This window comes from Micromonospora sp. WMMD723, assembly GCF_049863385.1.
GTDB lineage: Bacteria > Actinomycetota > Actinomycetes > Mycobacteriales > Micromonosporaceae > Micromonospora > Micromonospora wenchangensis.
Map to the genome: position 1 here is coordinate 872,458 of NZ_JBMKNR010000001.1, position 14,060 is coordinate 886,517.

General features: G+C 72.6%; 13 protein-coding genes and 2 tRNA genes. 3 read left to right on the forward strand and 12 right to left on the reverse strand.

Annotation, left to right across the window (positions count from 1 at the left end; all coding sequences use genetic code 11):
• Window positions 1-27: 27 nt before the first annotated feature.
• The 4 genes from ACN261_RS03900 to ACN261_RS03915 all read right to left on the reverse strand — a co-directional run bounded on the left by ACN261_RS03900 (window position 28) and on the right by ACN261_RS03915 (window position 1,629).
• Window positions 28-399, reverse strand: a complete 372-nt coding sequence (locus ACN261_RS03900) for a hypothetical protein (protein ID WP_421483981.1) — start codon at window positions 397-399, stop codon at window positions 28-30.
• Window positions 392-793, reverse strand: coding sequence for a YbaB/EbfC family nucleoid-associated protein (locus ACN261_RS03905; protein ID WP_421483982.1), 402 nt, complete (start codon window positions 791-793; stop codon window positions 392-394). Before ACN261_RS03905 ends, ACN261_RS03900 begins: the two co-directional genes overlap by 8 nt.
• 106 nt (window positions 794-899) lie before the next feature.
• Window positions 900-1,190 carry a WXG100 family type VII secretion target gene (locus ACN261_RS03910; RefSeq protein WP_088644222.1) on the reverse strand — a complete coding sequence of 97 codons (291 nt, stop codon included), beginning with the start codon at window positions 1,188-1,190 and terminating at the stop codon, window positions 900-902.
• Window positions 1,191-1,269: 79 nt separating this feature from the next.
• A complete protein-coding gene (locus tag ACN261_RS03915; protein WP_245854545.1) occupies window positions 1,270-1,629 on the reverse strand; it encodes a WXG100 family type VII secretion target in 360 nt (119 codons plus the stop codon).
• Between the two features lie 248 nt (window positions 1,630-1,877).
• On the opposite strand from ACN261_RS03915, the gene ACN261_RS03920 reads away from it, so the two are divergent.
• Window positions 1,878-2,924: a WXG100 family type VII secretion target gene (locus ACN261_RS03920; RefSeq protein ID WP_425848455.1), complete on the forward strand. Its 1,047-nt coding sequence runs from the start codon at window positions 1,878-1,880 to the stop codon at window positions 2,922-2,924.
• A gap of 15 nt (window positions 2,925-2,939) precedes the next feature.
• Window positions 2,940-4,955, forward strand: a complete 2,016-nt coding sequence (locus tag ACN261_RS03925) for a hypothetical protein (RefSeq protein WP_425848457.1) — start codon at window positions 2,940-2,942, stop codon at window positions 4,953-4,955.
• Window positions 4,956-5,000: 45 nt separating this feature from the next.
• On the opposite strand, the gene ACN261_RS03930 is transcribed toward ACN261_RS03925, so the two are convergent.
• Window positions 5,001-5,834, reverse strand: a complete 834-nt coding sequence (locus ACN261_RS03930; protein ID WP_421483985.1) for a phosphoribosylaminoimidazolesuccinocarboxamide synthase — start codon at window positions 5,832-5,834, stop codon at window positions 5,001-5,003.
• A 134-nt stretch (window positions 5,835-5,968) separates the two neighbouring features.
• Between ACN261_RS03930 and ACN261_RS03935 the strand changes: the two genes are divergently transcribed.
• Window positions 5,969-7,300, forward strand: coding sequence for an ABC transporter substrate-binding protein (locus ACN261_RS03935; protein WP_421483986.1), 1,332 nt, complete (start codon window positions 5,969-5,971; stop codon window positions 7,298-7,300).
• A 36-nt stretch (window positions 7,301-7,336) separates the two neighbouring features.
• Here ACN261_RS03935 and ACN261_RS03940 read toward each other — a convergent pair whose 3' ends face one another.
• The 7 genes from ACN261_RS03940 to ACN261_RS03970 form a co-directional block, all read right to left on the reverse strand.
• Window positions 7,337-7,606 (reverse strand): hypothetical protein, encoded by a 270-nt coding sequence (locus tag ACN261_RS03940; protein WP_204926789.1) that lies wholly within the window; start codon window positions 7,604-7,606, stop codon window positions 7,337-7,339.
• Between the two features lie 118 nt (window positions 7,607-7,724).
• Window positions 7,725-7,798: transfer RNA gene (locus tag ACN261_RS03945), tRNA-Met, on the reverse strand.
• Between the two features lie 290 nt (window positions 7,799-8,088).
• Window positions 8,089-8,162 (reverse strand) — tRNA-Met (locus ACN261_RS03950).
• 57 nt (window positions 8,163-8,219) lie between these two features.
• Complete coding sequence (locus ACN261_RS03955; protein WP_421483987.1) at window positions 8,220-9,167, reverse strand: hypothetical protein; 948 nt, start codon at window positions 9,165-9,167, stop codon at window positions 8,220-8,222.
• A complete protein-coding gene (locus ACN261_RS03960) occupies window positions 9,157-9,666 on the reverse strand; it encodes a SigE family RNA polymerase sigma factor (protein ID WP_204926787.1) in 510 nt (169 codons plus the stop codon). The genes ACN261_RS03955 and ACN261_RS03960 overlap by 11 nt, the downstream gene beginning before the upstream one ends.
• 144 nt (window positions 9,667-9,810) lie before the next feature.
• Window positions 9,811-12,807 carry a UPF0182 family protein gene (locus tag ACN261_RS03965; RefSeq protein ID WP_421483988.1) on the reverse strand — a complete coding sequence of 999 codons (2,997 nt, stop codon included), beginning with the start codon at window positions 12,805-12,807 and terminating at the stop codon, window positions 9,811-9,813.
• 129 nt (window positions 12,808-12,936) lie between these two features.
• On the reverse strand, window positions 12,937-13,950 hold the full coding sequence (locus ACN261_RS03970) for a YlbL family protein (RefSeq protein ID WP_377686303.1): 1,014 nt from the start codon (window positions 13,948-13,950) through the stop codon (window positions 12,937-12,939).
• Window positions 13,951-14,060: the final 110 nt, after the last annotated feature.

The following is a 14,060-nucleotide window of genomic DNA, read 5'->3' on the forward strand; positions in this document are numbered from 1 at the left end:
TCGGGTCCCCCGGCCGGCCGCCTCGGGTCAGTGCCGGCCACCGGCCCGGTCGATGTCGGTGGCGTTGTCGTCGTCGGTGCCGGTGTAGCTCCACATGGCGTCGGCCACGTACGCGCCGAGCTTGTCCATCGCCTCGCCGAGCTTGGGCACGGTGGTCTTGATGGCCTCGTTCATCTGCTGCCCACCACCGCCGGGAACCTCGACCGACTTGTGGTACGTCTTGAGGAACTCCTCGGTGAACTCGTCGCGCGGCAGCGTCCCGGGCGCGGCCTCCAGCGTGGTGACCGCGCCGAGCTTGCCGTCCATCGCGGTGCGCATCGACTGGCCGTTGATCCGGAGCCGGTTGGCGATGCCGAGGATGTCGGCGACGCTCGTCTTGATCTCGACGAAGCTACTCATCGTCGTCCCCCTTCAGGCGCACGTCGGCGTCGTGACTGTGCAGCAGCTTCTCCAGCTGCGCGCCACCGGGGGCCAGCCGGCGCAGGTCGGGGGCGAGGCTGCCGTCGAGGATCTCCTTGGACTGCTCGGCGGCGTCCTCCACGGCGAGCCGGACGGTCGCCACGATGGTGGCGGCCAGCGCCTTGGAGTTGGGGTTGCGGAACACCCGGGGGTCGATGTCCAGCTCCAGCAGGTGCCCCCGGGGGCCGACGACCGCCTTGACGGTGCGGTCGTCCGACCAGGCGGTGCCGGTCACCCGGAGCATCCGGCGCTGCACGTCGTCCATTCCGGACCAGGCCTTCTTGAGGTCACCGATCATGGCGGTCAACGCGCCGAAGTTCGGTCGTTCCTCCATCGCCCCTCCCCCGAGGTCCCTTGCGCCGGGCAGCCTAACCGGGGCGGCCCGGCCCCGGCCGCCCCGCCGGTCCGACCCTCCCGGCCGGGAGGGTCGGACCGGACGGTCACATGCCGGCGGCGATCTGCTGGTCGACCTGCTGCATCCGCTCGGCCGACGCGCCGAGCTTCACGCCGACCCGGGTCAGCGCCTCCTTGATCTCGGTGGCGCCCTGGTTCCACTTCTGCCGGGCCTCATCGCACGCCTGCCCCGCCGGCCCCTGCCAGTCCTGCGCGAAGAGCTGGGTGAACTGGGTGTAGAGGTCCTGGAGGCTGCCGTCCATCTGGCCCTGGTAGGTGCCGATGGCGGTGGCCACGTCGGAGATCTGGGCGAAGTTGTAGGTGATGGGACTGCTCACTGGAAGGTCACCTTTCGCTGGTCACGGCGGCACGGGTCGCCCGGGAGGGTCGACGCGGCCGCGGCGGATACCGGCGGCGTCAGCCGCGCAGGATGCTCATCACGCTGGCGTCGCCGGTCTCGGCGGCAGCCTGGCGGATCTCGGTCGCGGCGTCCTCGTCGTTCATGCCGTACTGCGTGGCGGCGCTGGTCATCTTGCCGGACAGCTCGTCGAGCGCCGAGATGATCTTCTTCAGGCCGTCGTTGAGCTGCACGGAGACGTCCTGCAGCGCGTTGTTGGCCGAGCCGCGCATGCCGCTGCCGCCCAGCGCCTGCACCCGTTCGACGAGCCGCGCCATGCCCAGTGCGAGGCCCTCACCGGTCTCGTTGCACCGTTTCGCCATCGCGTTCAGCTGTTCCTGGGTGGCGTGAACCTGACCCAGTCCCGGAGTGTCGGTCAAGGTGGACTCACCCGCTCCTCTGCTTGCGCCCCCCGGTCAGGGAAGCGTCCCCTTGATGGTGGTGGCCGTCGTGGCCGACCCTGACGGTAGCGCCCCGTAACGAATCGGGCCACCTCACTTCGTCCGAAGTGGCTGGTCGGGGTGGCGACAGCGGCGACACCGGGTCCCGGCGGTGGTCGGCAGCGGTTACGCTCGGGGCGATTTCCGGTGACACTCGGGCGGGGGCCCGCCGCACCAGGGGAGGTTCGGTGGCGGAGGACGACGGCAGCAACCCGTACCAGCACGAGACCGACCAGAACACCAGGACCGACTGGCTGGCCGATCAGAAACCCGTCGACGTCGATCCGGACGGGCTGGTCGACTACGGCAAGAACATGGTCGTCATCCAGGAGAACCTGCAGAGCCACGGCGGCCGGTTGAGCCAGCTCGGCCAGTTGCCGCACCGCGCCTGGGAGGGTGCCGCGCTCCCCGAGGGCGTGTACGTCCGCACCCAGCTCACCCTGAACTACGCCGAGTTCCAGCAGTACCTGACCTACCTGGGTGCGGCGCTGACCAACATCGGCATGGCCGCGCAGACGGTGGCGGACGCCTACGCCAACACCGACGGCTGGTCGGCGGCCTCGCTGGACGCGGTCCGGTTCGCCTTCGGCGAGGCCGACGCGCCGCGCCCCGCCGGGCTGCCGCCGTTCGTCTCCGGCAAGACCTGGTGGGACCAGTACCTCGAAACGGTGTCGAGCGGTCAGGCCAACGCCGCGCCGACCCCCGAGCAGTTCGTCGACCAGGGCCAGCCCCGGGTCGCCCCGGACGGCAGCATCACCTTCACCGCGCTCGGCCCCGGCGGCGTGGTGCGCACCATCGTGCAGCGGTCGTTGCCCGGCGGCGTGGGCACCGAGACGGTCACCACCACGACCGACGCCACCGGCAAGGTGCTCGACAGCAGCACCAGCCGGACGACCACGGTCGTCACCGGCAACTCGACGGTGGTCACCACCACCAACACCGACGCCGAGGGCCGGCGCACCGGCGGCAGTCGGGAGACCACGTCGTACGGCGTCGACGGCGGTCGTACGGTGACCAGCGAGCAGCTCGACGCCGGGGACAAGCCGACCGCCACCCGGGTCGACGCGCAGCACGCCGACGGGACGCACACGATCACCACGACCGACGGCAAGGGCACGGTCACCCAGGAGCTGCACATCGGTCAGGACACCGAGGGCGTGGACCCGGCCGAGCTGACCGAATCCCCCGCCAAGCGGGCGCTGGACGAGATCAAGCAGCACGACTACGGCATCTGAGCCCGGGAGGACACCATGGCCGACTACTGGGGTGCCCAGGCGACGTACGCGCACGGTGGCCCGCGCGGCGAGGGCACCCGGTACGTCATGCCGCCGGAGAACCCGGACCTGAAGTTCACCCCGGCACCGGGCGGCGAGGGCGGGGCCACCATCGAGGCGGTCCGCCAGCAGGTGCTGGGGCAGCATCCGGAGGACATCTCGGCGCTGGCCGACCAGTGGCAGAACGCCTACAACCTGTTGCAGAGCATCCACCAGCAGTTGCTGTCGGCCAGCCAGACCCTGCACGACGAGCACTGGAAGTCACCGCAGGCCCGGGACGCGTTCCTCAAGGCGGGGCCGGGCAAGACGCTGGCGTACCTCGACGAGTGGATGGACGCGGCCCAGCACAACGTGACCGCGCTGCGGGCGATGGTCGGCATCGCCCGCGACTCCCGGGCGGAGATGGAGCGGCTCTGGACGGAATACCGGGAGGCCATCGACGACGCGAAGAACTCCGACGGCTGGACGCAGTTCTCGGAGGGCTTCAAGCAGGGCTTCACCCTGGGCCTGTACGACGGCGAGAAGGGCATCCAGGCCGCCGAGGCCGAGGCGGTGCAGGAGAAGCAGGAGGAGTACAACCGGCGGGCGCAGGAGTTGGCCCGGCGTACCGCCGACGACTACTTCGACACGTTGAGCAAGGTCAGCGGCGGGCACGGTCCACCGTTCTTCCCGATGGACGCGGTGCTCAACCCGGTCGGTCACCCGCCGTGGCGCGGGCCGGTCGGCGCGCCGCCGCCGGTGGGGCCGCCCGGTGCCCGCCCGCCGGGGGTCGGGGCGACCCCGCCACCGGCGTCGGTGCGGCCGGTGCCCCGCGCGGGCGATCCGGACCAGGTGGCCCGGCGGGTGCTGGACACCCTCCGGCCGCCACCGGAGGCCGGCACGCCGGCACCGACGCCCGGGACCGACGAGCGGGCGGGTCCCGCCGTGGCACCGCCGCCGGTGGTGCCGCCGCCGCTGGTCGCGCCGCCACCCGTCCTGTCCACCGGGGCACCCGGGCTGCGCGGTATGACCGCCGACGCCACCGGCGCGGGCCGGGCCGGGCTCGCCCGGCCGCCGGGCCTCGACGGGCTCGCCGGTGAGCGTGGGCTGCGCAGCGGGGTGCTGCGCGGTGGTGCCGGAGCGCCGGCGGTCAGCGAACCGCCCCAGGCGTCGCTGCGTTCCCCCGGCGCGAACGCCACCCCGCCACCGACCGGCGGCCGGACCGCGCCGCCGAACGGGCTGCGTGGCCCCGGTGCCCCGTCGACGGCGGCCCCGCCGACCGGTGCCCGGGGCACTCCGGCGACCGGTTCCCCGCACTCCCCGGCCTCCGGCCGGTCGGGCAGCGGGCAGCAGGCGGACCCGGCCCGGCGGGGCACCGTTCGTGCGGGTGCCGGCGACGAGGACCCGTTCGGCCGGCCGGCCGGGGAGACCACCGCGCCGGTGTTGCAGAACCGACGTCCGCCGCAGCGGCGCACGTCAGGCGGGGCCGGTCGCGCCGCCGATGGGCAGGCCGGGGACGCCTCGACACCGATCCGGCCGGGGACCGCCCCGCCCGTGCTGGGCAGCCCGACCCGGGGTGCCGGGGTGACCGGGACGCCCCGGTCGAAGCGCCGTGACCGGGGCGGTGCGGCGCAACCGGCGACGCCGGGCGGCGAGTGGTGGGGTGACGGCCGGTCGGAGGCGACCGCGCCGGTGCTGGACGCGCCGGCCGCGCCGCTGTCCGGGGGGCGGGTGTCCCGGCTGGAGGAGGTGCCGGGCGCGTTGCGGGGCCGGCCGACGGCCGAGCCGGCACCCCGGCGGGCGCGCGGCGGTCAGCCGGTGCCGCCGGAGCTGACACCCCGGCGGACCACCGCCGCGAAGCGGGACGACCGGGACGAGCACCGCGACGGTCCGGGGATCGTCACCGACGAGCAGGCGTTCAGTGTGGAGACGCCGGGTGGGGGTGTGCTCGGCAAGCAGGCCGAGGACCGCTCCTACCGGGCCGAACCGAAGACCGCGCTGGGCGGCAACTGACCGCGTTCCGGCCGTCCCGCCACGGGCCGGCCGGGACGCGGCCGGTCAGGACCAGCGTTCGCCGGTCAACCGTTCGTAGACGTCGACGTAACGGGCCCGGGTCGCCTCGACCACGTCGGCGGGGACCTCGGGTGCGGGGGCCCGCTTGTCCCAGCCGCTGCTGGTCGCCCAGTCCCGCACGTACTGCTTGTCGTAGGAGAACTGGGTCCGGCCCGGCTGGTACGACTCGGCCGGCCAGTAGCGGGACGAGTCGGAGGTGAGCACCTCGTCGCCGAGAACCAGGGTGCCGTCCGTCGCCCAGCCCAGTTCGATCTTGGTGTCGGCGACCAGGATGCCCCGGTCGGCGGCGAGTTCGGCACCCCGCCGGTAGACGTCCAGGGTGATCTGGCGCAGCCGCTCGGCGGTCTCCGCACCCACCTTGTCCACCACGTCGGCGAAGGTGATCGGCTCGTCGTGCTCCCCGGCCGGTGCCTTGGTCGACGGGGTGAAGATCGGCTCCGGCAGGATCGACGCCTCGACCAGGCCACGCGGCAGTGGCACGCCGGAGACCGCGCCGGTGCGCTCGTACTCCTTGAGGCCGCCACCGGTCAGGTAGCCCCTGGCGACGCACTCGACGGGCACCATGTCCAGCCGGCGGCAGCGGATCGCCCGGCCGGCGAACTCGGCCGGCACGTCGGTGGTGGAGACGACGTGGTGCGGCACCAGGTCGGCGAGTTGCTCGAACCACCAGAGCGACAGGGCGGTGAGCAGCCGCCCCTTGTCGGGGATCGGGGTGGGCAGCACCACGTCGTAGACGGAGATCCGGTCGGAGGCGACCAGGATCAGGTCGTCGCCGTCCGCGTAGACGTCCCGGACCTTGCCGGAGTGCAGAAGTTCCACGTGCCCTAGTACACCACGGGGACGACGCCGGCCGGGTCGCCCACCCGGGCGGCGGCCGGGCGGGCGTTGACACCCGGCCGCGCCACCTGCGTGAATGGTCCGGCTACCGGCCCGCCCGTCCCCAGGAGCACCCCGTGTCCGCTGTGCGTCCCCCGCTGATCCGGCCCGGCGTCGACCCGGCCCGGCGGCGGCTGCTCGGCGCGCTGCTCGGTGTCCCGCTGCTGGCCGCGGGCGGGCTGAGCGGGTGCGGCGTCGAGGCGGAGTCGCCGACGCCGGACGGTCCGGTGGAGCTGTCGGTCTTCTGGTACGGCGGCACCCGGCGGGCCGAGGCCACCGAACGGGCCCTGCGGCTGTACTCGGCCCGCAATCCGCAGGTCACCTTCCGGGTGACCTGGCAGGGGCAGGGCGGCTACTACGAGCGGCTCGCCACCCAGGCCGGCGGCGGCAACGTGCCCGACCTGTTCCAGATCGACGACTCGATGCTCGGCGACTACGCCCAGCGCGGCATCCTGCTCGACCTCGGCGGCTACGTCGACGACGGCCGGATCAACCTGAACACCCTGCCGCCCGGCCTGGTCGACTACGGAAAGATCGACGACCGGGTGTACGGCGTCGCGGCCGCGCAGACCCACGCCGCCGTGGTGTTCAACCGCGACCTGCTGCGCCGGCTCGGGGTCGCCGAACCGACCACCTCGATGACCTGGGCCGACTATCTGAGCTGGGCCGCCCGGGTGACCCGGGCCGGCCGGGGCCGGGTCGCCGGCACGATGGACCCGTCGGGCGACCACCGGGCGCTGTGGCTCTGGCTGCGTGGGCTGGGCACCCGGTTCTACCAGGGCCGCCAGTTGGGTTTCGGCCCGGCCGCGCTGCTGGACTGGTTCGAGTTCTGGGAGCGGGCCCGCAGCCAACGGGCCACCCCGGCTGCCGCCCTGGTGGACCGCGCCGACGGGGGCGAGCCGGCCCGGCAACTGGTCGTCAGCGGGCACACCGCCGCCTCGTTCGCCTGGTCGCACCAGCTTCCCGAGCTGCAGCGCTACAGCAGGGACGAGCTGGCCCTGGTCGGCTTCCCCGGCCCCCGGGCCGCCCAGTGGGACCGGGCGTCGATGTACTGGGCCGGGTTCCGGGGCACCCGGCACCCGCAGGTGGTGGCCGACGTGGTCGACTTCCTCACCGGCAGCGTGGAGGTGGGCCGGCTGCTCGGCACCGAGCGGGGCCTGCCGGCCAGCCTGACCGTACGCCAGGCGGTCGTGCAGACCCTCGACGATCCGCTTGCCGAGAAGGTCGCCGCCCTCGGCGAGGCGCTGCACCAGCAGGTCGGCCCGGCGCCCGCCCCGCCACCGCGGGGGCACGGCGAGGTGCGTGCCCTGCTCACCGAGGCGGCCCGGAGCATCCGCGCGGGACGCTCCGGGGCGCGGGCGGCGACGACACAGTTCATGGCCCGGGCCCAGGCGGCCCTGGCCCGGTGACGGGTCGGCGGGACGGGCGGTGACGCCGGTCGCGGGTCAGCGGGGCGGACGGTTGCGCCGGTTGCGGGTCAGCAGCACCACCAGTAGGACGATGCCGCCGACGACCACCAGGCAGCAGAGCAGCCCGAGGACGCCGAACCCGCCGCCCCTGGACCGTCGCCGGGCCGCCTCCACCACCAGCTCGCCGGTGCCGGTGGAGGCCCACGCGGCCACCGGCACGAAGACCGAGAGCACTACCGCGCCGAGGACCGCGCTCAGTCGGCCCCACCATGTGATCGGAGTTGACGTCTTGATCTCAGTAGACATGCCCTCATCCTGACCGAGTGCGGCAACTCTGGCACGCCGAAGCCCGCAGCGATTCCGGACGGGACACCGGTGAACGGCGACAGGCCCCGGAGAAAAGCTCCGGGGCCTGTCGAAACAGTAGCGGGGACAGGATTTGAACCTGCGACCTCTGGGTTATGAGCCCAGCGAGCTACCGAGCTGCTCCACCCCGCGTCGGCCCGTTAAGCCTAACCCATCCGCCCGACGGAGATCGCCCGGCCCCCCGATCCACCGTCCGCCCAGCTCAGGACACCCACCGGGGAGCGCCACCGACCGCGTCGCCCGTTCGGCGGCTGCGGTACGGCCGGTTCCCGCTCCCGCGACGGCAGACCCACCGCCGGAGCGGAACCGACGACAAGCCCGGAACCGACGAGCCCCGAAACCAACGACGAGCCCGGACCCGACGACAAGCCCCGGAAACGGCGACAGGCCCCGGAGAAAAACTCCGGGGCCTGTCGAAACAGTAGCGGGGACAGGATTTGAACCTGCGACCTCTGGGTTATGAGCCCAGCGAGCTACCGAGCTGCTCCACCCCGCGTCGGCTGGTTAACCGTAACCTACCGACCCCCGGGCCCGCAAAACGGCACCCGGGCCGTCAGTCCAACCAGTCCCGCAGGGCATCCACCGCCCGCCGGCTGTCGGCGTCCACCTGCGACCGGTCACTGGACGTGCCCTCCCAGCCCTGCTCCCAGAGCACGGTCACCACGTCCCCGAGGCGGATCGCCCGGACCAGCCGGATCTCGTCCCCGCCGGCCGGGTCACCCGCCCCTTCCGAGTACGACCGGCGCAGCTCGAACAGCACCGACTCGTCGCCGTAACCGCCCCCGCCGAGCAGCCGGTACCGGGACGTCACCCCCGGGGTGTCGGACGACTGCTGGATCGGGCAGTCCCGCACCGCCGCCCGCAGCTCTCCGAGCGCGTCCCCGGCGCGACCGGTTCGGTAGAGGGTGATGGTGTGCCGGTAGCTGCCGTCCGGGACGTACCCCTTGGGGGTGTCGGCGTAGCGGAAGGCCAGGACGCGGCCCCGGCTCTGGACGACCCCGGAGTCGCCGGGGTGCGCGCCGCAGAGCTGCGGCAGCACCGGGCCGGGGGTGAACGTCGGCCGCACACCTGTCTCGTTGGCCGCAGCGAGGGTGAAGAACGCCGCGTCGGGGATCGCGGTCGGCGGTCGGTCGGACGGCGACGTGACGGCCGGGCTTGCCGGGCCGGCCGACGACCGGCCGGCGGAACCGGTGAGCGCGGACGCGGCCGGGGCGGAGGTCACCGTCGCCGCCGGCGACACCGCCGGGGCGGGCACCGAGACGGCGGTCCCCGGTGGGGAGATCGCGGGCGGCCCGGCCGGCGTACCGGGCGCGGCGGTGAGCACGAACCGGGTGCCGGCCGCCGTCCCGCCCACCAGGGCCGCCACGACCAGCACCCCCGCCGCCGCCCGTAGCCGGGCCCGCCGGTCGGCGTACCGCCGGACCAGGTCGGGCGGAACCAGGCCGCCGGGGTCGGTGTCCTGCGCCAACGACCGGTAGAAACGGTGCAGCTCACGCGACATCGTTGACCTCCAACTCCTTCGCCGAGACGCCGGGGAGCAGCTCGGCCAGCCGGGACCGCCCCCGGGACAGCCACGACTTCACGGTGCCGCTGGGCACCCGGGCCTCCCGGGCGATCTCGTCCACCGGCATGTCGAACAGGTAGTGCAGGGCCAGCGCCTGACGCTGGTTGGCGGGGAGCTGCCGCAGCGCGGCCACCAGCAGCACGGTGTCCTCACCGGGTGGCCGCACGTCCTCCGGCGGACCGGTACGGCTGATCGCCGTCCGCCAGCTCCGTAACCGGCGGAACCGGTCGGCGGCCAGTCGGCTGACCACCAGCCGCAGCCACGCCTCCGGCGCGGGGTGCTGCGCCAGCCGACCCCACTGCCGCCAGGCGCGGGCGTACGCCTCCTGGACGAGGTCCTGTGCCTCGCCGTGGTCGCCCGCCACCGCGTGGCCGTAGCGCAGGGTCCGCGCCGAGGTGCTCCGGTAGAACTCGTCGAAACTACGTTCGTCCCTCATGCCCGCACCACGTCCCCCCGTCCCGGCCATCTGCACTGGAGACGGTCAGCGGCATCGTCAGGTTGCGGGACGACTGGTCGGAAAAGCGACGGGACCCACGATCCCGGTGGCGGATCGTGGGCCCCGTCGACGCGGGCGGTCCGGTCAGCCGCCGCCGGACGGCGACGGCGTGGCGGGCGGGTTACCGCTAGGCGTGCCCGCCGGGTTGCCCTGCTGGGCCTGCTGGAAGGCGGTGATCGCCTCGTCCAGTGCCTTCAGCGCGCGGCCGTACCGCTCGAAGTCGCCGGACGCCTGCGCGGCCTTGACCTCGGCGATGGCCGTCTGGACCCGCTGAGCGGCGGCGGCCAGGTCGGCGCTGGGCGGTGGGCTGCTCGCCCCGGGCGAGGCCGTGGGCGAGGGCGACGGCGGGGTGCCGCCCGAGGGCGGCGGGGTCTCGCCACCCGGTGGCGCAGTGGTTCCCTGGCCGGCCCGTTTGCCCTGCTCGACGAGCTGCTTGATGCCGTCGCTGACGTTGTTGGCCAGCACCACGTACGAGCCGCCGTCGCCGTAGGACAGGAGCACCTTCTGCAACAGCGGGTACGCGTCCTGCTGGTTGCTCTTGACGTAGACCGGCTCCACGTAGAGCATCCCGTTGCCGAACGGCAGGGAGAGCAGGTTGCCGTACTGCACCTGGGCCTGGTTGGAGGAGAGCAGGTTCAGCTCGGTCCGGATGGTCGCGTTGTTGGTCATCTGCTGGTGCACCTGCACCGGGCCGGAGATCCGGGTCTGGTCGGGTAGCTCCAGCACCTCCAGCTTCGGCCGCCCGTCGACGTACGACCCGGAGATCAGCGCGGCGAGGTTCTGCCTGCCGTTCGGGGTGACCGCCGAGGTGAGCTGGAACCGGGGGGCGTCCTGGTTGGGGAACTGGGTGAACAGGTAGTACGGCGGCTGCTTCTGCCCGCTGTCCGGCGCGTCCGGCACGTTCGGTACCTGCCAGAAGTCCTGGCCCGAGTAGAAGTCGCCGGGGTTGGTGACGTGGAACTTGGTGAGCAGGTTGCGCTGCACCTTGAACATGTCGGCCGGGTAGCGGAAGTGGGCGGCCAGGTCGGCCGGGATGGCGCTCTTGGGCAGCACCAGGTCCCCGCCGAACGCCTTGTTCCACGCCTTGAGCACCGGGTCGGCGTCGTCGAACTCGTAGAGCCGGACCGTGCCGTCGTACGCGTCGACGGTGGCCTTCACCGAGTTGCGCATGTAGTTGACGTTCTCCCGGGCGAGCTGGAACGTGCCCCGGTTGGTCAGCTCGTCGGTGGTCTCCTGCTGGAGGTTGATCCGCTCGGCGTACGGGTAGGTCGCGGCCGTGGTGTAGCCGTCGATGATCCACTGGATCTTGCCGCCCACCACCGCCGGGTACGGGTCGCCGTCGAGGGTGAGGAACGGCGCGACCTTCTCCACCCGGTCCCGGGGGTTACGCACGTACAGCAGCTTCGAGTTGTCGTTGACCGCCTCGGAGAGCAGGAAGTTCGTCTCCTGCTCCTTGATCGAGTAGAGCAGCCGCCTGGTGAACGAGCCGATCTCGACGCCGCCCTCACCGGTGTAGGTGTAGTACTGCTCGCCGCCGGTGGTCGGGGTGGGCCGGTCGAACTCGACGTCCTTGTCCGCGCTGGTCTGGCCGACGATGGCGTAGTCGTCGGGCTGCATCCGCTCGCCGTAGTAGATCCGCGGCTGGCTGGCCGGGATCTGCTCGGCCTGCGAGGAGCACGCCTCCTGCGCCTTCTCGCCGAGGAAGCCGGAGACGAAGTACGGCTGCCCACCGCAGACCACCTGGTTGGCCGGGGCCGCGACCAGCCCGTAACCGTGGGTGTAGACGGTGTGCCGGTTGATCCAGTTGTTCTGCTGGTCGGTCAGCTCGCCGTAGTTGATCTCCCGGACCCCGACCACGTAGTCGGAGGTCTTGTTCTCCACCGAGTAGCGGTCGATGTCCAGCTTGGGGCCGAAATCGTAGAACCCCCGGACCTGCTGGAGCTGGGTGTACGTCTCGGAGACGAGCTGCGGGTCGAGCAGCCGGACGTTCGGCACCACCGAGGTGTCGGTGGCCAGGCTGGCCGGGGGCACCAGGTTGCTCGCCGCGTACCCCTCGGTCTGCACCTCGGATATGTCGAACGCGGCGCGGGTGGCGTCGATGCTGCGCTGGATGTACGGGGCCTCCTTGTCCCGGGCGCTCGGCTTGACCTCGAAGGTCTGCACCGCCCAGGGGTAGATGCCGCCGATCGCGACGGCGGAGACGCCGAGCAGGGCCAGCGAGATGCCCGGCCAGACCAGGTTCCGCATCACCGCGTTGGAGAACACGATGATGGCGATGGCCACCACCACCGAGATGTACGCCAGGATCTCCTTGGCCGGCAGCAGCGCGTTGACGTCGGCGTAGCCGGCGCCGTACAGCTTGGCGCCCTCGTTGTACTCCAGCAGCATGGCCCGCCGGTCCAGCACGTACGCGACGGCCTTGAGCAGGACGAAGACCGCGACCAGCGTGCTCAGGTGGGCCCGCGCGGCGCCTGTCATCCGGTCACCGACGCCCTGCAGGCGCACCCCGCCGAAGATGTAGTGCACGGCCAGCGCACCGATCAGGGCCAGCACCACGGCGGTGAAGCCGACCCCGAGCAGGTAGCGCCAGAACGGCAACTGGAAGACGTAGAAGCCGACGTCGATGCCGAACTCCGGGTCCTTGACGCCGAAGTCACCGCCGTTGCGGAACAGCAGCCACTGCGACCAGCGACCCTGCGCGGAGAGCCCGGCGAACAGGCCGAGCACCACGGCGGTCAGGCTGATCCAGGTGCCGATGCGCGGGGTGAGCAGCATCCGGTACCGCTCCAGGGTGGCCTGCTCCAGCGAGTGCGGGCGCAGCTTCGGCCGCAGCCGGTACGCAAGCCACAGGTTCCCGCCCACGAACGCGGCCAGGCCGAGCCCGACGGCGAGGAAGAGCAGCAGCCGGGTGAGCAGCACGCCGGTGAACACCTGGGTGTAGCGGACCTCGTCGAACCACAGCCAGTCCGTCCACGCCTGCACCCCCCAGCCCAGCAGGGTGAACAGGAGGAACACCCCGACCAGGACCCCGATGGTGACGCGTCCGCGCCGACTCATCCTCGGCAGGGGGCTGCTACGCATGGCCACTGTTTGGCTCCGCACGCTCGATGTGATCGGCTCCGGACAGGCACCCAGAGTACGGGGTGTTCCTGAACGTGTCGGGTCAGGTCGTGCCCGGGTCGCCGCCGGTGTTCCGGCGTGGCCCCGCCCTCAGCAGCGGGTCGGTTCCCCGCCGGCGCGCAACGTGTCCAACGCGGTCAATGCCTCGTCCAGCGAGCCGACCTTCAGCATGGGCAGACCGGGCTGCGGGTTGCGGACCGCCTCGGCGCAGTTGTCGGCGGGGACCAGGAACACCTTGGCCCCGGCCTTCTTCGCCCCGACCAGCTTCTGGGCGATGCCGCCGATCGGACCGACCCGACCCTCGTCGTCGATGGTGCCGGTGCCGGCGATGATCTTCCCGCCGGTCAGGTCCTCCGGCTTGAGCTTGTCGATGATGCCGAGGGCGAACATCAGCCCGGCGCTCGGGCCGCCGATGTCCTTCAGGTCGATCTTCAGGGTGAACGGGTGCGGCTGCCGCTGGTCGGGGACCACGCCGATGCGCGGGCGGCCGTCGGACTCCCGGCTGGTGACGGTGGCGGTGCCGGCTGCGCCGTCGCGGACGTACCCGATGGTCAGCGCGGTGCCGGCGGGCTTGCCCCGGACCAGCTCGACCAGCCGGGACGCCGAGGTGACCTTCGCGCCGTCGACGGTGGTGACCACGTCGCCGGCCTTGAGCGCACCGGCCGCCGGACCGTCCGCGGCGACCTCCTTCGCCACCACCTCGACCGGGTAGCCGAGCTTGACCAGCGCCGCGGTCTCGGCGCTGCTCTGCGAGTTCTGGAAGTCCTCCGCGTTGCGCTTCTCGACCTCCTCCTGCGACTCGCCCGGCGGGTAGACCAGTTCCCGGGGGACCACCGCCTCGTCCTTGGACAGCCAGCCGGCGATCGCGGCGCGCAGCTTCACCGTCGGCTGCACGCCGACCGTGGTCATCCGGAGCTGACCGGCGGAGGTGGAGGTCTCCCGGCCGCTGACCTGGATGACCTCCCGGCCGTCGTTGGTGCCCAGGGTGTTCACCGTCGGACCGGGGCCGAGCACCACGTACGGGATGGGCGCGCCGAGCACGCCGATGCTCAGCAGGGTGGTGAGCAGAGCACCGAGGAGGACGGTCACGCCACGACGTCTCATGCGGCAGAGCGTACCGACCGGTGGTGGCGGGTCCGGCGGGCTGCGGCGGACTTCGCCCTCAGCGCAACGCCGACGGCGGCTACCAGGGGCGCGGCGCGCGTACCGTAGAC